The sequence below is a fragment of the Qipengyuania sp. SS22 genome (assembly GCF_025736935.1).
Classification (GTDB): Bacteria; Pseudomonadota; Alphaproteobacteria; order Sphingomonadales; family Sphingomonadaceae; genus Qipengyuania.
This window is the reverse complement of sequence record NZ_CP107048.1, coordinates 2,302,691-2,324,560: the sequence shown is the minus strand read 5'-3', so window position 1 is coordinate 2,324,560 and position 21,870 is coordinate 2,302,691. Positions and strand designations below refer to the sequence as shown.

Annotated in this window: 20 protein-coding genes; 7 read left to right on the top strand and 13 right to left on the bottom strand. The window is 64.6% G+C overall.

Annotated elements, in window-relative coordinates:
• Together N6L26_RS11630 and ung are read right to left on the bottom strand one after the other, a co-directional pair.
• Complete coding sequence (locus N6L26_RS11630) at positions 1-1,482, bottom strand: serine hydrolase domain-containing protein (protein WP_263605722.1); 1,482 nt, start codon at positions 1,480-1,482, stop codon at positions 1-3.
• Between the two features lie 58 nt (positions 1,483-1,540).
• Positions 1,541-2,224 (bottom strand): uracil-DNA glycosylase, encoded by a 684-nt coding sequence (gene ung, locus N6L26_RS11625; protein ID WP_263605721.1) that lies wholly within the window; start codon positions 2,222-2,224, stop codon positions 1,541-1,543.
• 79 nt (positions 2,225-2,303) lie between these two features.
• On the opposite strand from ung, the gene N6L26_RS11620 reads away from it, so the two are divergent.
• From N6L26_RS11620 to N6L26_RS11610, 3 genes are read left to right on the top strand one after another with little or no spacing between them, the layout of a single operon-like run.
• The gene (locus N6L26_RS11620; protein WP_263605720.1) at positions 2,304-2,921 is read left to right on the top strand and encodes a ribonuclease D; all 618 of its coding nucleotides are present in this window, start codon (positions 2,304-2,306) and stop codon (positions 2,919-2,921) included.
• Between the two features lie 24 nt (positions 2,922-2,945).
• Positions 2,946-3,614, top strand: a complete 669-nt coding sequence (locus N6L26_RS11615) for an LPS export ABC transporter periplasmic protein LptC (protein ID WP_263605719.1) — start codon at positions 2,946-2,948, stop codon at positions 3,612-3,614.
• Entirely contained in the window at positions 3,614-4,162 is a 549-nt protein-coding gene (locus N6L26_RS11610; protein WP_263605718.1) for an LptA/OstA family protein, read from the top strand. Before N6L26_RS11615 ends, N6L26_RS11610 begins: the two co-directional genes overlap by 1 nt.
• A gap of 7 nt (positions 4,163-4,169) precedes the next feature.
• Here the strand turns inward: N6L26_RS11610 and holA are convergent, their stop codons facing one another.
• The 4 genes from holA to N6L26_RS11590 all read right to left on the bottom strand — a co-directional run bounded on the left by holA (position 4,170) and on the right by N6L26_RS11590 (position 8,735).
• Complete coding sequence (gene holA / locus N6L26_RS11605) at positions 4,170-5,216, bottom strand: DNA polymerase III subunit delta (RefSeq protein ID WP_263605717.1); 1,047 nt, start codon at positions 5,214-5,216, stop codon at positions 4,170-4,172.
• Complete coding sequence (lptE, locus tag N6L26_RS11600) at positions 5,213-5,701, bottom strand: LPS assembly lipoprotein LptE (protein ID WP_263605716.1); 489 nt, start codon at positions 5,699-5,701, stop codon at positions 5,213-5,215. The genes holA and lptE overlap by 4 nt, the downstream gene beginning before the upstream one ends.
• Complete coding sequence (gene leuS / locus N6L26_RS11595; RefSeq protein ID WP_263605715.1) at positions 5,701-8,223, bottom strand: leucine--tRNA ligase; 2,523 nt, start codon at positions 8,221-8,223, stop codon at positions 5,701-5,703. Before leuS ends, lptE begins: the two co-directional genes overlap by 1 nt.
• Before the next feature lie 62 nt (positions 8,224-8,285).
• Positions 8,286-8,735 carry a DUF3576 domain-containing protein gene (locus N6L26_RS11590; protein ID WP_263605714.1) on the bottom strand — a complete coding sequence of 150 codons (450 nt, stop codon included), beginning with the start codon at positions 8,733-8,735 and terminating at the stop codon, positions 8,286-8,288.
• Between the two features lie 335 nt (positions 8,736-9,070).
• Here N6L26_RS11590 and N6L26_RS11585 point away from each other — a divergent pair, with 335 nt between their 5' ends.
• Positions 9,071-9,835, top strand: coding sequence for a hypothetical protein (locus N6L26_RS11585; protein ID WP_263605713.1), 765 nt, complete (start codon positions 9,071-9,073; stop codon positions 9,833-9,835).
• Positions 9,836-9,955: 120 nt separating this feature from the next.
• Positions 9,956-10,681 carry an acetoacetyl-CoA reductase gene (phbB, locus tag N6L26_RS11580; RefSeq protein WP_263605712.1) on the top strand — a complete coding sequence of 242 codons (726 nt, stop codon included), beginning with the start codon at positions 9,956-9,958 and terminating at the stop codon, positions 10,679-10,681.
• A 39-nt stretch (positions 10,682-10,720) separates the two neighbouring features.
• On the opposite strand, the gene N6L26_RS11575 is transcribed toward phbB, so the two are convergent.
• Complete coding sequence (locus N6L26_RS11575; RefSeq protein ID WP_263605711.1) at positions 10,721-11,449, bottom strand: helix-turn-helix domain-containing protein; 729 nt, start codon at positions 11,447-11,449, stop codon at positions 10,721-10,723.
• A gap of 87 nt (positions 11,450-11,536) precedes the next feature.
• Between N6L26_RS11575 and N6L26_RS11570 the strand changes: the two genes are divergently transcribed.
• Entirely contained in the window at positions 11,537-11,815 is a 279-nt protein-coding gene (locus N6L26_RS11570) for a ribbon-helix-helix domain-containing protein (protein ID WP_318173607.1), read from the top strand.
• Here the strand turns inward: N6L26_RS11570 and N6L26_RS11565 are convergent, their stop codons facing one another.
• Together N6L26_RS11565 and murA are read right to left on the bottom strand one after the other, a co-directional pair.
• Complete coding sequence (locus tag N6L26_RS11565) at positions 11,816-12,037, bottom strand: hypothetical protein (protein WP_263605710.1); 222 nt, start codon at positions 12,035-12,037, stop codon at positions 11,816-11,818. It lies immediately after the preceding gene.
• 62 nt (positions 12,038-12,099) lie between these two features.
• Complete coding sequence (gene murA / locus N6L26_RS11560; RefSeq protein WP_263605709.1) at positions 12,100-13,383, bottom strand: UDP-N-acetylglucosamine 1-carboxyvinyltransferase; 1,284 nt, start codon at positions 13,381-13,383, stop codon at positions 12,100-12,102.
• Between the two features lie 141 nt (positions 13,384-13,524).
• Here murA and N6L26_RS11555 point away from each other — a divergent pair, with 141 nt between their 5' ends.
• Entirely contained in the window at positions 13,525-14,415 is an 891-nt protein-coding gene (locus N6L26_RS11555) for a UTP--glucose-1-phosphate uridylyltransferase (RefSeq protein WP_263605708.1), read from the top strand.
• Positions 14,416-14,470: 55 nt separating this feature from the next.
• Here N6L26_RS11555 and N6L26_RS11550 read toward each other — a convergent pair whose 3' ends face one another.
• The 4 genes from N6L26_RS11550 to N6L26_RS11535 form a co-directional block, all read right to left on the bottom strand.
• Positions 14,471-17,599 (bottom strand): type ISP restriction/modification enzyme, encoded by a 3,129-nt coding sequence (locus N6L26_RS11550; protein WP_263605707.1) that lies wholly within the window; start codon positions 17,597-17,599, stop codon positions 14,471-14,473.
• Between the two features lie 344 nt (positions 17,600-17,943).
• Positions 17,944-19,245 carry a cytochrome P450 gene (locus N6L26_RS11545; RefSeq protein ID WP_263605706.1) on the bottom strand — a complete coding sequence of 434 codons (1,302 nt, stop codon included), beginning with the start codon at positions 19,243-19,245 and terminating at the stop codon, positions 17,944-17,946.
• A complete protein-coding gene (locus N6L26_RS11540) occupies positions 19,245-20,792 on the bottom strand; it encodes an acyl-CoA synthetase (protein ID WP_263605705.1) in 1,548 nt (515 codons plus the stop codon). The genes N6L26_RS11545 and N6L26_RS11540 overlap by 1 nt, the downstream gene beginning before the upstream one ends.
• 154 nt (positions 20,793-20,946) lie before the next feature.
• Positions 20,947-21,624 carry a M23 family metallopeptidase gene (locus N6L26_RS11535; protein ID WP_263605704.1) on the bottom strand — a complete coding sequence of 226 codons (678 nt, stop codon included), beginning with the start codon at positions 21,622-21,624 and terminating at the stop codon, positions 20,947-20,949.
• Between the last annotated feature and the right edge of the window lie 246 nt (positions 21,625-21,870).

Below are 21,870 nucleotides of genomic sequence, written 5' to 3'. Positions count from 1 at the left end.
CTAGAGCCCGCGTATTCGGCGCGAGGAATTGGAATGCTGGTGGACCGCGTGGACCTTGCCCGCGCGGTCCCGCTCGAAGACGACTTCGTCGCGCTCTTCGCCTGTGTCGGTGACGACGCGGAACCGGTCGTCGCCCAGCGGTTTCAGCCGCCACATCGACTTGCCCGGTTCGTCCGCATCGGCCGAAAGCCAGGTCAGCCCGCCCGCCCAGGGAATGAGCATATAGTCCGCACCCCAGGGCTGCCCGTCATAGACCCCGGCATATTCGGCCAGATCGACGCCCTCGACCTCGGCAAACGGCGTGGCCCCGCCCCGTGCCTTGATCAGTGCGACGATCCCGTAGGCAAGCGCGCCCGGATCATCCATCGCATTCATCGCGACCGCAACCGCCATCTCCTCGCTCGGCGCAATCATCAAGGAACTGCGATAGCCGGGGCAGGACCCGCCATGACCAACCACCGTCGTGTCGCCCTCCCGGCGCACGGCGAAGCCAAGCCCCCAGCTGGTTTCCCAATCGGGCGAAATATAGTGGACCCGCTGCATCTCGCGCAGCGTCGAGGCGCGCAGCACTTCGGCTTCGCCCGATTTCGCCAGGCGGAAGGTCCAGCTGGCGAATTTCGCCAGATCGGCGACGCTGGCGCTGAACCCCGCGGCAGGCGTGATCCCCGCCGGATCGAACAGGTCGATCTGTGGGCGCGTGCCCTGTGCGGTCAGCGCGCCCCAGCCGACTGCCAGCTGCCCGCCGTAAAGCGCGCCAGGCAGCCCGGGCCGCGTATCCTCTAGGCCGAGCGGCTCGAGAATGTGTGCGGTGACATAATCGGCGAAGGGTTCGCCGCTGACCGCCTCGACCGTTTCACCGACCAGCGTCAGGCCGAGGTTCGAATACTGCCAGGTGGTCGAAGCGGGATAGAGCGGCGCCTGCGAGCCGATCTTGGCGCGGACCTGCGCCTGGCTGGGGAAGGGATAGTCGGGCCCGGTCCAATAGGGAAAATCCGATTCGCGCGGCAGCCCGGCAGAATGGGTCAGCGCGCCGCGCAGGGTCACCGGCACGCTGTCACGCGGGTCGTCCGCCAGTGTGGCCCAGGGCAGATAATGCGCGATCGGCGTATCGAGCGCGACCTTGCCCTGCTCCCACTGCTGCATCAGCGCGACTGCGGTGAACAGTTTGGAAATCGAGCAGATCGAATAGATCGTGTCGGCACTTGCGGGTGCCTGGCGCGCACGGTCGGTGGTGCCGAAGCCGCGCGCCCAGACGGTCTGGTCGCCCTGCGCCACTGCGGCGGAGACCGCGGGGATATTACGATATTGCCGCTGGCCTTCGATCCACAGCTCGGCCGCGCGCATCGCTTCCGCCAGCGCCTCGGCCTGTTCTGCATCGGGGGTGCCCGCTTCGGCATGATGATCGCCGCCATTGCGCGCCTGCGCCGGAACCACCATGCCCAGCACTGCCAGCGCCGCGCCTGCCTTGAATATCGCCTTCACCGCCATTGTCCCCCAGTCGCTCGGGGCAAGTCTCCTACAGCCTCACGCCGATGGCAAGTCAAACGGCCCAGTCGATCGGGGTGCGGCCGTGTTCGATCAGGAATGCATTGGTCCGGCTGAACGGGCGCGAGCCGAAGAAGCCGCGATGCGCCGATAGCGGGCTCGGATGCGGGCTTTCGATCACGCAGTGCCGTGCGTCCCTCAGCCCGGCGATACGCTGCGCCTTGGCCTGCGCATGGCTGCCCCACAGGATGAACACTGCGGGCTCCTCGCGCGCCGCCACCGCCGCCACGCAGGCATCGGTGATCGCGTCCCAGCCGCGCCGCGCATGGCTGCCCGCCTTGCCGCCTTCGACCGTCAGCGTGTTGTTGAGCAGCAACACCCCCTGCCGCGCCCATTTGCTCAGATCGCCATGCGCGGGCCGGGCGATGCCGAGGTCGCTCTCCAGTTCCTTGTAGATATTCACGAGACTCGGCGGGACCTTCACCCCTTCCGGCACCGCGAAACACAGGCCCATCGCCTGCCCCGGCCCGTGATAGGGATCCTGCCCGAGGATCACGACCTTGACCGCGTCGAGCGGGGTCAGCTCCAGCGCGGCCAGGCGGCATCCGCGCGGGGGGTAGATCGGCTTGCCCGCGCGCTCTTCCTCCACGAGGAAGCCGCCCAGCTGCCGCGCCTGCGGGGTCGCCAGCACGGGGCCCAGCGCGGCCTGCCAGCTTTCGGGGATCGTGTCGGTCGCCATGCGGACAGGACTAGGCCGCCCGGGCGCGCCTCGCCAGCACCCCTTCCCACCAATCCCCAATCGGCCTAAGGCCGCGCGCATGGCAGTGCATTTCCACGAAGAAGACCTCCCCGCAGGCGTCCTCGCCGATGGCCCCGTGGCCGTCGATACCGAAACCATGGGTCTCGTCACGATCCGCGACCGGTTGTGCGTCGTCCAGATCAGCGACGGCAAGGGCGACGAGCATCTCGTGCGCTTTGCGCCCGACAGCGATTACGACGCGCCCAATCTCAAGGCGGTGCTGGCCGATCCGGCGCGGCTCAAGCTGTTCCATTTCGCGCGCTTCGACCTCGCCGCGATCGAATATTACCTCGGGGTGGAAGCGACGCCCTGCTATTGCACCAAGATCGCCAGCAAGCTGGTGCGCACCTATACCGACCGCCACGGGCTCAAGATGCTGGTCGAGGAACTGCTCGGCGAAAGCATTTCCAAGGCCCAGCAGTCGAGCGACTGGGGCGGCCCCGATCTCAACGACGCGCAGCGCGAATACGCCGCGAGCGACGTGCGCTACCTCCACCGCATGAAGGACGAGCTCGATCGCCGGCTGGCGCGCGAAGGTCGTACCGAACTGGCGCAGGCCTGCTTCGACTTCCTTCCCACCCGCGCGCGGCTCGATGTGGCGGGCTGGGCCGAGCACGATATCTTCAGCCACATGTAAGGAGCACGCGGGCAGGCGACACGCATGGCATTCCGGCAACGCAGGATCGAAACGGCAGAAGCCCAGGAGCGGCGCCACGAGCGCCAGCACTGGGCGGAGCCCGGCGGGGCGCACGATCGCCTCGTCGCTTTCCTTGCGCGCGCGCTGCCGATGGCGGTCGGCGTGCTGGCGGCCCTGATGGTGATTACCCCGCTCTCGCCGCGCGGCGAGGTCAGCTTCCTGCTCGACCGCAACAAGGTGGCGATCATTTCGGAACGGCTGCGCGTCGACAATGCGCTCTATCGCGGGGCCGACAACCAGAACCGCCCGTTCTCGCTGACCGCGGGCGAGGCGGTCCAGCGTTCGAGCGCCGAAGGCCTCGTACGGATGGACGATCTGGTCGCGCGGCTGCTGCTCGACGATGGTCCTGCGCGGCTGAGTGCCGAAGCGGGGCAATATGACATCGACGAGGAAGTGGTCTCGATCACCGGACCGATGCGCATGCAGGCCGCCGATGGCTATCGCATGTTGGCGCGCGGCGTCTCGGTCGACCTGGCCAACAAGCTGCTGGTCGGTGCGGGGGGCGTCGACGGGGAAATCCCCGCCGGGACCTTCAGCGCCGACCGTTTGACCGCCGATCTGTCGGCGCGCACCATAACCCTGTCGGGCAATGCGCGGCTGCGCATGGAGCCCGGAAAGCTGAGGATGCCGTAATGAAGCCCCTGCTCCCCACCATCGCCCGCTGGGGCATCGGTTCATTCGCGGTCACGGCGCTCGCCTTTGCCGGAATGCAGCTCTCCGCCCAGTCGATCGCGGGACACAATTCGGATGCGCCCGTGTCCTATGCCGCCGACCGGATCGAGCTGCAGGACCGCGAAAACCGCGTCGTGCTGTCGGGCAATGTCGCGATCACCCAGGCCGGGCTTAACCTCAATGCGGCGCGGACCATCGTGAGCTATTCGGATGCCGGCAGCCTCAAGATCCAGCGCATCATGGCCACCGGCGGAGTCAATGTAACCCGCGGTAACGAGCGCGCGCGCGGCGATACGGCGGTCTATGATTTCAACCGCCGGATCATCACCATGGCGGGCAATGTCCGGCTCAACCGCGGGGGCGATACGCTCAATGGCGGACGGCTGGTGATCGATCTCGCCTCGGGCGTGTCGAGCGTCGACGGGCGCGCCAGCGGATCGTCCTCGGTTACGGGCGAAGGCCAGTCGGGCGGCCGGGTCACCGGGACCTTCTCGGTCCCCGAAAGCTGAGGCGCAGCTAGCGCCCCCGCGCGCCGGCCACCCGCGCAATATCGGCAAGGCCCTGTGCCAGCAGCAATTCGGCGGCCTGGCTGTTGGTCAGCAATTCGCGGTGGAGTCCGACGAGGCGCTGCGTCAGCCGGTCGAGCTTGTCGCCGTGCCGCCACAGCGCGAGCTGTTGCCCGATGTCGCGCTTTTCCTTGAAGAAGATACCCAGCCGCGCTTCCTCGCCGCGGTCGAGATCGCCGAAGGACCGTGAACCGAGCGCCGCGGCGATCCGCGCCAATTGCGCCGCGCGCCGCTCGAAGGCGAGCAACACGCCCACCGGATTGAGCCCGAGCAATTTCATCCGCGCCAGTTCTACCGCGACCTTGGGTGCCTGGCCGCCCATCACCGCATTGACCAGCGGCACGAAACCATCGTCCTCGCTCGCCGCGCCGATCGCGTCGATATCCTCCGCGGTGGCGCTTTGCGGGCTTTGCGCGCTGGCATCGAGATAAAGCGCCAGCTTCTCAATCTCGCTGCGTGCCAGCCGCACGTCGAGATTGGCCGCGCGCGCAATCCGCTCGGCCAGATCGCCGCCCAGCCGCACGCCCGCCCCATCGGCCAGCGCGCGCACACTGCGGGTAACCGACTGGAGATCGGGCGGGTAGAACATCGCCACCAGCGCATCCTTGCGCTTTTCCAGCAGCTTGGCGCTACGCGACTTGTCGGTGGCCGAGGTCGCGACAACCACGATCGGACAGGCAGCGCCCGCGCCGCCATCGCCGGTTTCGACCAGCACCTTGAGCGCTTCGAGCGCCTCTTCGCCATTCGCGCGGACCCAGATGTGCCGCTGATCGCCGAACAGCGACGTGGTGCGTGCCTCATCGCCCAGCCGGGCGGGGTCGCCGCGCAGTTCCGCGCCTGACAGTTCGACACGCTCGCCGGGTTCGGGGAGCCAGCTGACCAGTTCGTTCGCCGCCGCAGTCGCGCCCGCTTCGTCCTGGCCGCAGAAGAAGAAGATCGAGCAGCCCTGCGCCGCCCCGCGCCCCTTGGTCGCGAAATCGCGATTGGTGAGCTTCACCGGGTCTGGCGCAGCGCCAGCGAGACGCGTGTGACGATCCGCTGGGCAAGGTCCTGCGACAGGTTTTCGAGCGCGGTCTGTTCGGCGGCGATGACCGCATATTCGCTCGACACCACGTCGATCCCGGCATCCGAGCCATCGGTCGCGTCGAGCAGGATTTCGCCAGTGGCGAGGTCGACCAGCTGATAGCGCGCGCGCAACGTCCGCCGTTCGCGGCTGATCGTATCGTCGCGCAGCACCGCGAGCCCTTCGAGCTGATCGTCGAGCCGGACATCGATCCGGTATTGCGGGCTGACCGTGCCTGCTGCGCCAAACCGTTCCTCAAGCGCGCTCCGCACCAGCCAGCCGGCGCGCCCTTCGATCGGGGCCACCTCGATGGCCGCCAGCGATTGCGCCATCGCGCCGCTGCCGCCGCCCGCATACATGGGCGACAGGCCGCAGGCGGAGAGTGTGCACAGGGCGAGACAGGCGAAAAGAATGCGCATCAGGTGACGATATTCACCAATCTGTCGGGCACGACAATGATCTTGCGCACCTGTGCCCCGTCGAGCGAGCGCTGCACCTTCTCCGACGCCAGCGCCATCGCCTCGAGAACGTCCTTGGAGGCCCCCTTGGGCGCGGTCAGCGTATCGCGCAATTTGCCCTTGTGCTGCACGGCGATGGTGACCTCGTCCTCGACCAGCAGCGCAGGATCGACCTTGGGCCAGCCGGCGTCCGCAATCAGGAACCCCTCTCCAACCGATGCCCAGGCCTCTTCAGCAAGATGGGGCATCATTGGCGCGACGATTTGCATCAGTGTCCGGATAGCTACCGAGCGACTGAAGGAAGGAGCGGCCTTCTCGATCACCCCTGTCAGTTCGTAGATTCGAGCAACGGCCTTGTTGAAGCCCAGAGACTCGATGTCTTCGGCAACTGCCGCGACGGTCTGGTGGGTCTTGCGATCCAGCGCTTTATCTTCGCCCTGAGCGGTCTCGTCGAATGCCGAAAACAGGCGCCACAGACGGTGCACGAATCGCGAGCAACCCTCGATCCCCGCCTCGGACCACGGCAGGTCGCGTTCGGGCGGGCTGTCGGACAGCATGAACCAGCGCACCGCGTCGGCGCCATAGGTGTCGATGATCGTATCGGGGTCGACGACGTTCTTCTTCGACTTCGACATCTTGATCACCCGGCCGATCTCGACCGCGCCACCATCGTCTTTCAGCAGCGCGCGTTCGGCCTCGCGGCTGATTTCGTCGGGGGCGTAATAGACCGTCTTGCCCCCGTTCTGGCGGCTGTAGGTCTCGTGCGTGACCATGCCCTGCGTGAACAGCGAGGCGAAGGGTTCGGTCACCTCGATCTGGCCCATATGTGCCAGCGCGCGAGTCCAGAAGCGGGCGTAGAGCAGGTGCAGGATCGCATGTTCGATCCCGCCGATATACTGTTCGACCGGGAGCCATTTGGCGATCTCGTCCTTGTCGAACGGCTTGTCCGCGGGCTGGCTGGCGAAACGCAGGAAATACCACGAGCTGTCGACGAAAGTGTCGAGCGTGTCGGTTTCGCGTTCCGCCTTGCCGCCGCATTTGGGGCACTCAACATGCTTCCACGTTGCGTGACGGACCAGCGGATTGCCCGGCGTCTGGAAATCGACATCCTCGGGCAGCGTGATCGGCAGGCTCGCCTTGGGCGCAGGGACCACGCCGCAGGTCTCGCAATGGATGAAAGGGATCGGCGTGCCCCAGTACCGCTGGCGCGATACGCCCCAGTCGCGCAGCCGCCAGACGGTCTTTCCCTCGCCGCGGCTCTGCGCCTCGATCCGGTCGATGATTTCGCGCTTGGCATCCTCGACTTCCATCCCGTCGAGGAAATCGGAGTTGACCAGCACACCTTCACCCGCTTCGGCCTCTCCCTCGAAGGGCTTGCGGGCCTGATCGACGCTCGGTGCGACGACGCGGGGGATCGGCAGGCCATATTTGGTCGCGAATTCGAAGTCACGCTGGTCGTGGCCCGGCACCGCCATGATCGCACCGGTGCCGTAGTCCATCAGGACGAAGTTCGCGATGTAGACGGGCAGGTGCTGCTGCGTGAAAGGGTGCTTCGCCCCGATCCCGGTGTCGAAGCCGAGCTTCTCTGCCGTTTCCAGCTCTGCCGCGGTCGTGCCGCCCCGCTTGCACAAATCGATGAACTTGGCCGCATCGCAGTTCTGTGCCGCCACGGCTTGCGCGACGGGATGATCCGGTGCGACCGCGACGAAACTCGCGCCGAAGATGGTGTCCGGGCGGGTCGTATAGACCGGCAGCGTCTCGCCGTTCGAGAGGTCGAAGCTGAATTCGAGCCCGGTGGACTTACCGATCCAGTTTTCCTGCATCAGCCGGACCTTTTCGGGCCAGTTCTCGAGCTTGCCCAGCCCGTCGAGCAGTTCCTCGGCGAAATCGGTGATCTTGAGGAACCACTGGTTCAGCTTGCGCTTCTCGACCTCGGCCCCGCTGCGCCAGCCTTTGCCGTCGATCACCTGTTCATTGGCGAGCACGGTCATATCGACCGGGTCCCAATTGACCTCGCTTTCCTTGCGATAGACGAGGCCCGCCTCATACAGATCGATGAACAGCGCCTGCTCATGGCCGTAATAATCGGGCTCGCAGGTCGCCAGCTCCCGCGACCAGTCGAGCGCAAAGCCGAGACGTTTGAGCTGCGCCTTCATGTGTTCGATATTGTCGCGCGTCCAGCCGCCCGGGTGGACACCCTTTTCCATCGCCGCGTTTTCCGCGGGCATGCCGAAGGCGTCCCAACCCATCGGGTGCAGCACTTCGTGCCCGACAGCCTTCTTGTAGCGCGCCAGCACGTCGCCCATCGTGTAATTGCGCACATGCCCGATATGGATGCGCCCCGAGGGATAGGGAAACATCTCGAGCACGTAGCTCTTGGGCTTGGGAGAATTGCTATCGGCGCGGAAGGTCTGCGCCTGGTCCCACGCATTTTGCCAGTGCGCGTCGGCGTTGGCGGGATCGAAACGGGTATCGCTGCTCATGCGAGCCGCGTTTACGGATTTTACCGGCTATGGGAAGGCGCTTTCCGGCAGCGCCCCCGCGATCAGCTGACCGCTTCGCGGCGCAGTTCGCGCGCCTTGGTCAGGATGATGTCTTCCAGCTTCTGCACGGTCGCGGCCTGAACCGGCGCGTCGACCCAAGTGCCCGACTGGTTGACCTGGCGGCTGGCGGCCACGCGCAGCGCATCGGCGCGCAGGTCCGAATCGAGGATGGTAACGGTCATCTTGACGCGTTCGCCCGGATTGCTCGGATTGGCATACCAGTCGGTCACGATCACCCCGCCATTGCTGTCGGCCTGGAGCAGCGGGGCAAAGCTCACTGCGTCGAGCGAAGCGCGCCAGAGGTAGGAATTGACCCCGATGGTGGTGACCTGCGCCGCGGCAACGTCCGCCTGCGGCCGCTCACGACCGCCACCGCATGCCGCGAGGCCCAGCGAGGCGGCGGTCGCTACGGCGATGGTTGCGGGGCGGCGGATGGTTGCGAAAGCGCTCATGTCGATCCTTGGTATCCTGCAGATTGCTTGGCTCTATAAAGCCTGCACGCTTGGGAGCAAGGCATAGGCCGTCGGCGGCCCAAACAGCCTTCCACGCGTGAATGCGGGCTTAATCCATGCGCGCGGTCTACTCACCGGCAGCCAAGTGCTTGTGGATACTGCGCAACACTTTTCGCCAATTGCACGTCCCCCCTGTGGAAAAGCTGGCCATCGGGTGCGCGAGTGCTACCTTGGCTTTGACAAACAAGGGACTCGCCCCGCCAGGGTGAAAAAGTCAGGAACCGTTCAGGGCGGTTCTGCCTTTAGTCCCGAGAAACAAGGGAAGCTCGTTCGCGATGGCACGTTCGGTGAAAAGTCAGGGCAAGGCGCGGTTCGTACCCGCGGCGCTGGCTGTTGCCGGTCTGTCGCTGACGATACCCGCCGCCGGTCTTGCCGTGGTGCAGTCCAGTGCGGCAGCGGAGCTTCCCGAAACCGTATCCTATTTGCGCTTTACCCCGGCCAAGGTCGATCCGCAGCTCGCTGCGCGCGTCGCCGCCGTAATGGGTGAAGACGGCCTGCGGTTCACTCCGGCGAACAAACCAGTGCTGACCAAGGACCGCACCGTGACCGTGGCGGTCCGCGTCGACGATGCCATGGCCCGCGCGATCTCGGTCCGCAGCGCGATCGATTCGGCCGGCACTGCCGACGGCCGCGAACGCGTGCTGGCGATCAGCCAGACGAGCTACAATCTGGGTGTGGCGCGCGGCTACCAAAGCTTTGCCCAGCCCGCCAAACCGGCGGCCGTCTCGGTCGGCCTGCGCGACATGGGCATGCCCGACCTCGCCAGCTTCGCCCTCGACAAGGGCGACAAGCCCGCCAAGCCGGGCCGCTTCGATTCGCGCCTCGCGCTCGAGAAGGAAGACAAGGCCGGTCGCTCGCCGCGTACGCTCGAAGGCTCGGGCAACCAGAGCGTCGACCTCAGCACTTCCTATCGCGTGGTCGGCAACGTCAACGTGACCGCCGGTGTCCGCCTGTCGAAAGATAACAACCGGCTCGCCCCGCTGACCGACGGGCTCGAGGACGATCAGGCCGTCTACGTCGGCACGCGCGTCAGCTTCTAAGCAAGCCCCACCCGAAAATACGATTGCACCGCAGCGCCGCTTGGGCGTTGAGGCTTTGCGCGCGCCCTGTCGCTGGCCTAGGCTCGCGGCAACGCTAGGGAATGCTGGGGAGAATCGACTATGTCACGGGTGGCTATTGTAACCGGGGGCACGCGCGGGATCGGCCGCGCAGTCTGCGAACGCCTGCGCGACGAGCGGGGGTTTACCGTCATCGCCAATTACGCGGGCAATGACGAAGCCGCCCAGCGCTTCACCGAAGAAACCGGCATCCCGACAAGCAAGTTCGATGTCGGCGATCCCGAGGCGGTCGAAGCGGCCTGCGCAAGCATTGCGGCGCAGCATGGCCCGATCGACGTGGTGGTCAACAATGCCGGGATCACCCGCGACGGCACGCTGCTCAAGATGAGCTACGCCGATTGGGACGCAGTCATGCGCACCAATCTGGGCGGCTGTTTCAACACCGCCAAGGCCACCTTCGCCGGAATGAAGGAACGCGGCTGGGGCCGCATCGTCAACATCGGGTCGATCAATGGCCAGGCCGGGCAATATGGCCAGGTCAATTACGCCGCCGCCAAGAGCGGCATCCACGGCTTCACCAAGGCGCTGGCGCAGGAAGGCGCGCGCTTCGGGATCACCGTCAACGCAATCGCCCCGGGCTATATCGACACCGACATGGTCGCCGCCGTTCCCGAACCGGTGCTCGAGAAGATCGTCGCCAAGATTCCCGTAGGGCGTCTTGGCAAGGCCAGCGAAATCGCCCGCGGGGTCAGCTTCCTGTGCTCCGAACATGCCGAGTTCGTGACCGGCTCGACGATGAGCATCAACGGCGGCCAGCATATGTATTGATGGGCACTGGGCCGCCGGTGCGCCCCGTGCCCGGTCGATTCAGTCGATCAGGATCCCGACGACCTTCCATTGGCCGTCTTCCTTCACGAGCGTGACCGTCTCCACCGCGTCGGATTTTTTGGCGAAGCGCGTATGGAAGGTGACTTCCCGATAGCCATGCGGCGGCGCGTTGAGGTAGCGGATCGTCGCCAGATTACGCGCGACGACGGCGCCCAGCGGAACCCGGGCCTGTTCCGACGCCGCGGCCCATCGCGCAACGCTGTTGGCCGAGCGGAAACTGTCGCCGGCCGTATCGTAGCCCGCCTGCCAGTCTCCGGCATCGCCAAGCGCCAGCCAATTGCGCGCGGCAGCCTCCAGCGCCGCGTCGCGCGCCGCGGTTTCGGCATCGGGAGAGCCCGCGCCATCGGAGGCGAGGGGCGTGAGGAGCAGCAGCGCTGCGACGGTCAGTACGGACATGAGGATTCCTCCGATTAGCCAGGCACGGTTGCACCTGCTGCCCGATTGATCATCCGAACCGGCTCGCGGGTCTTCCCCCAAATCCTTGGATGCAGGATTTTCGTAGGTCCCGCATTCGCGGTCGAGCACCAGCCGGGCCGCCTCGCGGCTGCTGGTTACTACCAGCTTCCGCCGCGCTGCGCGCAGCCGCTCGTTGATCGTGTGGACCGAGAGCGATAGCGCGCTCGCGGCCGACTTGGCATCGTGGCCCCGCGCCATCAGGCGCAGCGTTTCCTTCTCCTTTTCGGTAAGCGCGTCATAGCCGTCAGCCATGCCCGAAACCTAAGCCCGGCACGGTTCACCGCACACCCCAAAAAAATCGTATCGGCCCCGGCCCGGGCGTTGTAGGGCGCGCGGCCTATGGAAATGCCCCCTTACCATCCCCCCAAGAAATACTCGGTCCGCATCGACGGCCACCGCACCTCGATCAGCCTCGAACCGCTGTTCTGGGACAAGCTCACCACCGCGGCGCGGATGCGCAACCAGTCGATCAACGCGCTGGTCGCGCAGATCGACGCCGAACGAATCCGCGCCGAAACCCCGCCGGGACTGGCGGGTGCGATTCGCATCTGGCTGGTCACATATGAAAAGGGCGGCTGGCTTGCGCCAACCGCCCCTTCGGCAGTTCAAACCGCCTGATCAGTAATTGGCTGGCGGATCGCTAGCGGGAAAGCTTTCGTCGCTTTCCTCGTCCGCCTTGGTCCAGGTTCCGTCGGGCTTGTCGCGCATCGATTCGGGACCTGCGTCGCGGATCGATGCATCGCCCTGGTTGTCGGCAAATGCCGCCTTGGACTTGTTCTTTTCGAGATAGCGATAGCCGGCATATCCAATACCGCCGAGCGCCAAGAGCTTGAGTAACATGTGAGAACTCCTTCCTTGGCGACCCAACGCGTGGATCGCCGGAAAGGTCCGTCAGCCAGCGCTCATTCGTCGCCCACCCGTTCGACATCTGCGCCGACCAGCTGGAGCTTTTCTTCCAGCCGCTCATACCCGCGGTCGAGGTGGTAGAGACGGCGTACGGTGGTCTCACCTGCAGCGGCAAGCCCCGCGATCACCAGGCTCATCGAGGCGCGCAGATCGGTCGCCATCACTTCCGCGCCGGTGAGGTCCACCGGACCGCGCACGATCGCGGTGCGCCCTTCGGTCTCGATATCCGCACCCATCCGCGCCAGTTCGGGCACATGCATGAAGCGGTTCTCGAAGATCGTTTCCTTGAGCACGCTGGTGCCCTCGGCGCGGGTCAGCAGGCTCATCAGCTGCGCCTGCATGTCGGTGGCCAGCCCCGGGAAGGGCGCGGTGGTGAGATTATGCGCATTGAGCGGCCCATTGGCGGCCACGTTGATGCCGTGCTTGTCGCTTTCGATCTCGACCCCGATGTTGCGCAGCGCGTGCAGCGTCGAGCCCATGTCGCCCGCATCGGCGCCTTCGAGCCGCACCTCGCCGCCGGTGATCGCCGCCGCGCAGGCATAGGAGCCCGCCTCGATCCGGTCGGGCATCACGCGATAGGTCGCGCCATGCAGCTTGTTGACGCCGTGGATCGTCAATTCGGACGTGCCGACCCCTTCGATCTCGGCGCCCATCGCGGTGAGCAGGTTGCACAGATCGACGATTTCGGGCTCGCGCGCGGCGTTGACCAGCCGGCTGGTGCCCTTGCACAGCACCGCGGCCATCAGCGCATTTTCGGTCGCCCCGACCGAGACGACGGGAAAGTCGAATTCGCCGCCGGGCAGCCCGCCGTCGGGCGCGATGGCTTTTACATAGCCCTGCGCCAGCTCGATATGCGCGCCGAAGGCTTCGAGCACCTTGAGATGCAGATCGATCGGGCGGTTGCCGATCGCGCAGCCGCCCGGCAGCGACACGGTCGCCTCGCCCGTACGCGCCAGCAGCGGACCGAGCACGAGGATCGAGGCGCGCATCTTGCGCACCAGATCGTAGGGTGCGACCGAACTGGTGATCCGCATCGCTTCGAGCGTGACATTGCGCCCGAACTCCTCGGGCCGCTTGCCGGGGATCGTATGGCTGACGCCGAATTGCGTCATCAGGTGCTGGAAGCCGTCGATATCGGCGAGCCGCGGGAGATTGCGCAAGGTCAGCGCCTCTTCGGTCAGCAACGCGCAGGGTATCAGCGTGAGCGCGGCGTTCTTGGCGCCCGAAATGGGGATGGTCCCCGACAGGCGGTTACCGCCGCGAATGATCAATTTGTCCATGGAACCGTGCTTTACCCTCGCGCGTCATGCTGGCAAGCGTCACGATAGCATCGCAGCGCCGCACCAGCGGATGTATCGTCGACCGATCCCGTGCGCCCCCTCGCGCGAAAACGACCGCGCAAACAGGCAGGAGGAACAGAGATGTCAGCCCGTAAACCGATCAAGAAGGCGGTGTTTCCCGTCGCCGGTCTCGGAACCCGCTTTCTCCCCGCGACCAAGGCCATCCCCAAGGAATTGCTGCCGATCGTCGACCGTCCGCTGATCCAGTATGCGGTGGACGAGGCGCGCGAGGCGGGGATCGAGCAGATCATCTTCGTCACCGGCCGCGGCAAGACCGCGATCGTCGAGCACTTCGACGTCGCCTTCGAACTCGAAACCACCATGGCGGAGCGCGGCAAGGACCTCTCGGTGCTCGAGCCCACCCGCGCCACGCCGGGCGATATCATCACCGTGCGCCAGCAGGTGCCGCTGGGGCTGGGCCATGCGATCTGGTGCGCGCGCGCGATCGTCGGCGACGATCCCTTCGCCATCCTCCTGCCCGACGAGCTGATGGTCGCGGCCAGGGGCGGCGGCACCGGCTGCATGAAGCAGATGGTCGAAGCCTATGAAGAGGTGGGCGGCAATCTGATTTCGGTGCTCGAAGTGCCGCATGACGAAGTGTCGAGCTATGGCGTGATCGCGCCGGGCGCCCAGCTGTCCGAGACGCTGACCGAGGTGACCGGGCTGGTCGAAAAACCCCCGGTCGACGAGGCGCCGTCGAACAAGATCATCTCAGGCCGCTACATCCTCCAGCCCGAGGTGATGGGCGTGCTCAAGGACCAGGGCAAGGGCGCGGGCGGGGAAATCCAGCTGACCGACGCCATGGCGAAAATGATCGGCAACCAGCCCTTCCACGCCGCCACCTTCGCCGGCCGCCGCTTCGACTGCGGCAGCAAGACCGGCTTCGTCGAGGCGACACTGGCCCTGGCGCTCGAACGCGAAGACATGGGCGCCGAAGTCCGCGCGATGGCGGAGCGATTGCTGGCGGAGTAGGCTTCCGGTCCGTCACACCGCTACCGTCACCCCGGACTTGATCCGGGGTCGGGCTTCACGCGTCCTCTGTCTCCAAAGGCAATTCGATCTCGCGCATGATCCGGTCGGTCTCGACCAGGATTTTGACGATGCTCTGGTAGTGGCCGATGTCCGCGTAGGAGATCGCGCGGCCCTTGCGATCCTTCAGCCATTTCTGCGCCGGCTGGTAGCCGCCGATGTGGAAGTCCCATGCGACTTGTGGGACACCATCGAAATACTGCGATTTGTTGATGTAGACGCGCGCATCCTTCAGCTTCGGATGACCGGACGCGACGACACTGTCTTCCTCGTCATCTTCGGCATCGCCCATGAAGGGATAATTCACCTCACCGATGGCGGCGGGTTCCATCAGATGCAGGCGACGCAGCGCTTCACCTTTTTCGCTGACGTGTTGGAACACCTCGGGGCTCGCCGGAAAAGGAATGCGCGGAAAGTCGATCTTGAGGAGTTCGGCGAAGGTCCGTCGATAATCGGGCGAGTGCAACACGCCGTATATATAGTCGAACACCTTGATCTCAGGCGGACGCGCATCGCCGGTTGGCGCGCGGAAATCATCTTGAGGTCCGGCTATGTCATCAGGATCGATACCGGCGGCCTTGCAGATCTTCCTGTAGAGCTTGGGGTCGAGGTTGAGCGTTCGCTCGGTCGGCGCGAGCGCATCTGCTTGAGCGGCATCCTCTTCGGGGTAGAGGTAGAGGGGTAGGTTCATTGCATTGCTCGCTGTGGTTCCCGACAGAAAAATGGCTTCACTGAGCTTTGTCGTCAGAAACGCGTGCGCAAAATCCTGGTCGCGATGTGCCTTAGTAGTCAGGATTCCAATGTTTGGCATAGAGGTGTAGTGCCGCATCACATCGTATCGGTCGCGTTCGATCAAACGGCGGTCATAATACAGTTTCGCTGCCTCGAATGGGCGGTAGGAGAAGCCTTGCTCTAGCTCGGCTTCGTAGGTTTCGCCGATAGCTTGGCGGTCAATCTCGGGGCTTTTTGCACTCGAAACGAGTTTCCAATCCGCTCCCGTGACGATCCCAATGGAGTTCACAGGCAGAAGGTTCTCGAGACCAAAACCCGCCCTGAATCTTGCTTCTAGTTCGTGATCTACTTCGCCAAACTCGAAACGAGGTTCGCGGGTATCTACCAAGGAAAAGGATTCTCTCGGTGGCTCGCGGAGCGCCTCGCTCTTAGCCTTTCGGCTCCCCCACAAATCGCCATGCCAAACCTCCGCCAGCTCATCGCTACCAGCATCCTTCCGCACAGCAACAATTAGCGCCACACCCTGCTGAATATCGAAGACATTCTTGTCCGGCGAACCGTCCGGGCTGACCTCCTTCTTTTTGGCGTTGCCGTGTAGGTCGAGCACCCAAATTTTGTCGAAGGTCTTGAGCAGGTGCCAACGCATCCCGCGAAAAGTTGGGTTGTCGAGATAGCCGTGATTGGTGATGAAGCCGAGTACGCCGCCTGACGGGTTCTTGGCGATCAGGTCTTCGCTCATGCGGATGAACTTGACGTAATCGTCATTCACCCACTTGGGATTGCGTTCTTTTAGCCGCTCCTTGCCGCCCGGCTCCGTCTTGTAGGCTTCCATCAAACCCATGATGTGATCGCCCTTGTTGGCGCTCTCGCCCGAATAGGGCGGATTCCCGATAACGCACATGATCGGCGTCTGGCGCTTCACCTCGCTCGCGCCGCGCGCTTCGTCGGCGAGCTGCTGGAAAAACAGGTCCTTCACCTCGCGCTCCGCAGGTTCGAGCGCGTTGGTCAGCCAGACGGAGAGGCGCGGCGGGTTCTTGCTGGGCACATAGCCGCTCTCGGTCAGCTGCATGTCCAGCTTCATGTGGCACATGGCGTAGCTGGCCATCAGTAACTCGAAGCCGTGCAGGCGCGGCAGCAGGTCTTCCTCGACGTAGGAACTCCACTTGCCCGGAGCGCGCGCCTTCACCCGGTCGGCGATGGTCTGCACCGTCTTGGCGAGGAAGGTGCCCGTGCCTGTCGCCGGATCGAGTATCTGCACCCGGTGCACGTCCTTGCGGATCGTCACGGGCTTGGCTTTCTTGTCAGTCTGCCCGGTGTCCCAGTCCACCGTCACCTTGCCGGTGTCGGCCAGACCGTCGGCAATGCCGAATTCGGTCTTCAGCACATCGTCAACCGCGCGCACGATGAAATCGACTACCGGCTCCGGCGTGTACCAGACGCCGCGGCTCTTGCGCTTCTTCGGGTTATAGGCGGCGAGGAAGGTTTCGTAGAAATGGATGAAGGGATCGTTGCGCGCGGTGAACTTACCGAAATCTTCGAACAGCGAATGCGGATCGCTGGCGCGGAGAACTTCGGCCAGATCATCGACCACATAGCGCAACCGGTCGGGGATATCGTAGCCCGCCACGTACTGAAAAAGCCCGCGCAGGAAGGGGTTCGACTTGGGCAGCTTCTCCAGTGCTTCCTGCCGGCTGAAGGTCTCCAGCGTATCGTCGTGCAGACGCGCTGCGAACATGCCGTAGGTGATCGTTTCGGCATAGATGTCCGCGAACTCACCCGGCGTCAGGTTGGGCAGCAGATTGTCCTTGAAGGTATTGTATTGCCGCCCGAGGCCACTGCGAAACTCTGCATCCTCGGCCAGTGCAATGCCGACCTCGTCCTTGATGATCGCCGCCTTGCCCGCCATCATTTCGGCCAGCTTTTGCGCGCTGCGGATGCTGATCGGCTTCTGCTCGACGAACAGCTTTAACTGCCGCTCCAGTTCATCCAACTTTTCCGGGAGCGGCTGCAATCCGCCCAGATCGCCAAGGAAATCCGCAATGGAAGTGCGGTGGACGACCTCCTTGTTGCGGATGAACTCGAAATCGACTCCGTTGGTGTAGAGCAGGTTCGGGTAGGCATTCTCGTACCGCTTGCGCTGCTCTACGCTGTAGCCCTTCAGCTTGATGACATCCTTGTCGATGTCCTTCGCCTCAGCCCAGCCGAACGCGACTCCGTTCCGCTGGAACAGGAAATCTGGCATCCCGCCTTCGGACCGCTTGGGTTCGTTGATGACGCGCGCACTGTCGTCGACGCTTTCGAACAACCGCTGCAGCGGCGCGCGATAGCTATGCTCGGTCGCATCTCCGCTCTTATAGATTTCGGTGATCTCGCTGAGATAGTCGGCAATATCCACGGAACGCACGCCCCCTTCCATCGCTCCGCCCTAGCGCAGCCGAATCCCATCGCACAGCGTCGATTTTCCTACACGCGAACCGATTGCTAGCTTCGCGGCGGCTCTTTCAAACCGTCGATACCCGCATGACGAGCGCACGCGCATCTCTCGCGCTTAGGTGGACCGCCCTGTGGTCGCGTCCAAGATCGCCCGCGCCGGCAGGCCAACACATCGTAGAGCAGGCTCGAATGGAAGGTAACATCCCGGACAGTGCAGCCCGCCCGCAAGAGCGCAGGCTGCGCCGTGAAGCGGCGGAAGGTCACGCTTCTCGCAAACGCGTTTTGCGGTCCGCCCGGAATGCCTTTTCAGGCGGCAGTGAAGCGCAGCGGCAGCGTCTTCAGCCCGCCGACGAAGGTCGATTTGGACCGCGCGGGCTCGCCTGCCAGCTCGACGGTCTCGATCCGGTCGAGCAGCGCTTCGAACAGGATGCGCATCTCGAGCCGGGCGAGATGCAGGCCGAGGCACTGGTGTGCGCCCGCGCCGAAGGCGAGGTGGCGGTTGGGGCTGCGCGCGGCGTCGAAGCGGCGCGGGTCGTCGAAATGCGCCGGATCGTGATTGGCGGCGACATAGTTCATCATCAGCCAGTCGCCCTTGGCGATGGCCTGACCGCCGACCTCGGTGTCCTGGGCCGCAGTGCGCATGAAGTGCTGGACCGGCGTGGTCCAGCGGATCGCTTCCTCGACGATGCCGGGCAACAGGCTGCGGTCGGCGCGCACGCGTGCCCATTGATCGGGGTCCTGCGCCAAGGCGAGCATTGCGCCCGCAGTGCTGGCGCTGGTGGTGTCGTGGCCCGCGGCGGCGAGGATGATGTAATAGCCCATCATGTCGCGGTCGTTCAGCGGTTCTCCGTCGACCACCGCATTGGCGATGGTGCTGGCGACATCGCCGGTGGGGTTGGCGCGGCGCTGCGCGGTGAGCTGCGCGAAATAGGCCTCGAAGTCCTTGACCGCGCCGGCCACCAGCTGGGTGATCGCCTCGGGCGGGAGGTCCTTCATCCCCGACTGGTTGAGATCCTCGTCGCTGCCGCCGAACATCTGCTGGGTAAGCATCAGCATGCGCGGCTCGTCTTCCTCGGGCACGCCGAGGATCTGCATCACCACATGCAGCGGATAGGGCGCGGAAACCTTGGTGACGAAATCGGCCTCGGCGCCATCGGCGAGCAGGCGATCGACCGCGGCATGCGCGATACTGCGGATCTCGTCCTCCACGCCGCGCAGGTTCTTGGGCATGAACCATTCCTGCGTCAGCTTGCGATACTTCATGTGAACCGGCGCATCGAAGGTGACGAGGCTGGCGACCATATGCTCGCTGCCGCCCGAGAACTGCTTGGCGAACTCGATCCCCTCGGTCAGGCTGAAGACGACGCTGTGCGGGTTGTTGAGGAAGGTCGCATTGTCCTTCGACATGCGCATCACATCGTCATAGCGCGTGACCAGCCAGAAGGACGGGTGCACCGCATCGTCGTCCGGCTCGACCCAGGCGACGGGGGTTTCCTCGCGCAGCCGGTCGAACGTGTCGAGCAGGCCGTCCCATTCGGCGTAGCTTTGCGGGTCGATCACTGCCCGGGCGGTGGCGGGATCGAGCCGGGGGCGGTCCTGCACCGCCATTATGCCTGCTCCGTCTGCTGTTCGGCCGCCTGCTGGAATTCGTCGCGCAATTCGCGCTTGTACAGCTTGCCATTGGCCTCGCGCGGGAGCTGCGCGCGAAACTCGAAGAGCTTGGGCATCTTGATCTTGGAGAGGCTGGGGGCGAGGAAGTCGCGCAATTCGGCCTCGAGCGCATCGCCCGCCTCGGCCATGTCGAGCGGCTGTACCACCGCGACCACCTTCTCGCCGAAATCGGGACACGGCGCGCCGATCACCGCGGCGTCCATCACCTTGTCATGCGTGACCAGCAGGTTCTCGATCTCCTGCGGGTAGATGTTGACCCCGCCCGAGATGATCATGTGGCTCTTGCGGTCGGTGAGATAGAGGAAGCCGTCTTCATCGACATGCCCGATGTCGCCCAGCGTCATCCAGCCCTTGGGATGCATCGCCTCGCGCGTCTTCTCGGGATCGTTGTGATAGGTCGGGATCTGATCGTTCTCGAAATAGAGCAACCCGTCCTGGCCCGCGGGGACCTCTTCCCCCTCGGCGTCGCAGACATGCAGCGTGCCGTGGATCGCCTTGCCGACGCTGCCGGGATGGGTCAGCCAGTCCTCGGCCTTGATCAGCGTCATGCCAACGCCTTCGGAGCCGGCGTAATATTCGTTGATGATCGGCCCCCACCATTCGATCATCTCGCGCTTGATCGGCACCGGGCAGGGCGCCGCGGCATGCAGCGCGCGCTGGTGGCTGGAGAGGTCGTAGCGCGTGCGCACCTCCGGATCGAGCTTGAGCATCCGCACGAAATGCGTCGGCACCCACTGGCTGTCAGTGACCTTGTATTTCTCTATCGTTTCCAGCGCGTGTTCGGGGTCGAACTTCTCCATCACCACGACCGTCCCGCCCAGCCGCTGCGCAGTGGTGCACCAACCGATCGGCGCGGCGTGGTAAAGCGGCGCAGGCGAGAGATAGACCATGCTGCCATCGGCGGGCATGCCGGCGCCCATGATCGCGAGGCCCATCAGCGGGTTGGTGGCGAGGATGTCGTCATCCCCTGGCGGCGCAGGCTTGACCCCCTTGGGGCGGCCGGTGGTGCCCGAGGAATAGAGCATGTATTGCCCGGGCGCCTGGTCGGGAATCGGCTCCGCAGGCTGCGCGGCGAGCGCGGCTTCGTAATCCTCCTCGCCTTCGCCATCCACGATCAGCAGCGGCAGGTCGGCGCATTCGTCGCGGATGCCCTCGATCACCTCGGCATAGCGCGTGCTGGTGAGCAGGAACTTGGCCCCCGCATCCTTGAGAATGTAGCAAATTTCGGGCGCGGTCAGCCTGGTCGAGATCGGGACCATCATCGTGCCCGCGCGCTGCGACCCCCATACCACCTGCAGGTAATGGACATTGTTCTCCATCAGCACTGCGAAATGGTCTCCGCGCTTGAGCCCGCGTGCGCGCAGCAGCTGTGCGAAGCGGTTCGCATAGGCGTCCATTTCCGCGAAGGTCACGGTCTGGCCGCTGCCCGCCATGATCATCGCGGGATGGTCGGGGCGCGTCTGCGCGTGGGTGATTGGATGCATGATTGGCTTCTCTCTCCTCGCTGTCGGTCCGGCGTTCTGCCGCGGACTCGTCCAGTTTCGAGAAGAAACCTACCTAAGCCTCTCGCATGGGCAAGAAAAAAGGCGGCAGGATCGCTCCCACCGCCTCTTTTGCGACCCTTGAAGGGCTAAAATCTTACTCTTCGCCGTCACCCCGGCCGCCCTGGCCGGTGGCGAGCGCGAAAGCACGCTGTGCTTCCGATTCGACCATATAGGGAACCGGGTTGACCGCCTTGCCGTCTATGCGGACTTCATAATGCAGGTGCGGGCCGGTCGAACGGCCGGTCGAACCGACGTAACCGATGATGTCGCCCTTCTTGACGCGGCTGCCCGCAGTCACGGCGATATCCGACATATGCGCGAAGCGGGTCTGCAGGTTCGCGCCGTGTTCGATTGAGACATATTTGCCGTAGCTCGAGAACCATTCCGCCTTGCTGATGTAGCCATCGGCAGTCGCATAGATCGGAGTACCGGTCGGCGCCGACAGGTCGACACCCTTGTGGCTGCGGCGACCGCCGAGCACGGGGTGGGTCCGCATGCCGTAATCGCTGGTCAACCGCGTGTCGTCGAGCGGCATGCGCGAAGGCACCGAAACCCGGGCAGCGGCCGGGGTCGTACGATCGAGTTCGTCCCACTTGGCGAACAGCTGCTGGAACTGCGCGTCGTCGCCAGCCTGAGCGGGCGCGGTGACCTTGCTCATGTCGATGGCACCGACAGCGGCCGCAGCGTTGGTTTCCTGAGCATGGGCCGGAGCGGCGGCAACGCCGAAACCAGCCATCAATGCGAGAACAAGCGAAGTGCGCTTGGTGATCATGCTAACCCGTCCATCCGGCGCTTTGCGCGCCTGTTCGATTTTTGGCGATCCCGGCGTCCCGGCCGTTTCCGCCCTTTTCAGTCTGCGCCGGAACCCCCCGGCTTCTTGTGAGTTTGGGTTATCGGCAGAAAAGTTAATCAAGCAATAGCCGCGCAGGAACCGCGCGGCAGGTTGCCTGCGAAACGCGTTGAGTCGTTTACCGCCTCTCCTGCCTCCACGAAGAAAGCACGCACCGAAGAGATTTCT

What these genes read in the sequence shown, in the direction of transcription:
- N6L26_RS11540 (WP_263605705.1), bottom strand. Translation starts at nt 20,792, where the DNA reads ATGCATCCAATCACCCACGCGCAGACGCGCCCCGACCATCCCGCGATG.
- lptE (WP_263605716.1), bottom strand. Translation starts at nt 5,701, where the DNA reads ATGCGCATTCTTTTCGCCTGTCTCGCCCTGTGCACACTCTCCGCCTGC.
- N6L26_RS11615 (WP_263605719.1), top strand. Translation starts at nt 2,946, where the DNA reads ATGGCATTCCGGCAACGCAGGATCGAAACGGCAGAAGCCCAGGAGCGG.
- N6L26_RS11545 (WP_263605706.1), bottom strand. Translation starts at nt 19,245, where the DNA reads ATGGCGGTGCAGGACCGCCCCCGGCTCGATCCCGCCACCGCCCGGGCA.
- N6L26_RS11585 (WP_263605713.1), top strand. Translation starts at nt 9,071, where the DNA reads ATGGCACGTTCGGTGAAAAGTCAGGGCAAGGCGCGGTTCGTACCCGCG.
- N6L26_RS11570 (WP_318173607.1), top strand. Translation starts at nt 11,537, where the DNA reads ATGGAAATGCCCCCTTACCATCCCCCCAAGAAATACTCGGTCCGCATC.
- phbB (WP_263605712.1), top strand. Translation starts at nt 9,956, where the DNA reads ATGTCACGGGTGGCTATTGTAACCGGGGGCACGCGCGGGATCGGCCGC.
- N6L26_RS11535 (WP_263605704.1), bottom strand. Translation starts at nt 21,624, where the DNA reads ATGATCACCAAGCGCACTTCGCTTGTTCTCGCATTGATGGCTGGTTTC.
- leuS (WP_263605715.1), bottom strand. Translation starts at nt 8,223, where the DNA reads ATGAGCAGCGATACCCGTTTCGATCCCGCCAACGCCGACGCGCACTGG.
- ung (WP_263605721.1), bottom strand. Translation starts at nt 2,224, where the DNA reads ATGGCGACCGACACGATCCCCGAAAGCTGGCAGGCCGCGCTGGGCCCC.
- N6L26_RS11575 (WP_263605711.1), bottom strand. Translation starts at nt 11,449, where the DNA reads ATGGCTGACGGCTATGACGCGCTTACCGAAAAGGAGAAGGAAACGCTG.
- N6L26_RS11610 (WP_263605718.1), top strand. Translation starts at nt 3,614, where the DNA reads ATGAAGCCCCTGCTCCCCACCATCGCCCGCTGGGGCATCGGTTCATTC.
- N6L26_RS11590 (WP_263605714.1), bottom strand. Translation starts at nt 8,735, where the DNA reads ATGAGCGCTTTCGCAACCATCCGCCGCCCCGCAACCATCGCCGTAGCG.
- N6L26_RS11620 (WP_263605720.1), top strand. Translation starts at nt 2,304, where the DNA reads ATGGCAGTGCATTTCCACGAAGAAGACCTCCCCGCAGGCGTCCTCGCC.
- N6L26_RS11565 (WP_263605710.1), bottom strand. Translation starts at nt 12,037, where the DNA reads ATGTTACTCAAGCTCTTGGCGCTCGGCGGTATTGGATATGCCGGCTAT.
- murA (WP_263605709.1), bottom strand. Translation starts at nt 13,383, where the DNA reads ATGGACAAATTGATCATTCGCGGCGGTAACCGCCTGTCGGGGACCATC.
- N6L26_RS11555 (WP_263605708.1), top strand. Translation starts at nt 13,525, where the DNA reads ATGTCAGCCCGTAAACCGATCAAGAAGGCGGTGTTTCCCGTCGCCGGT.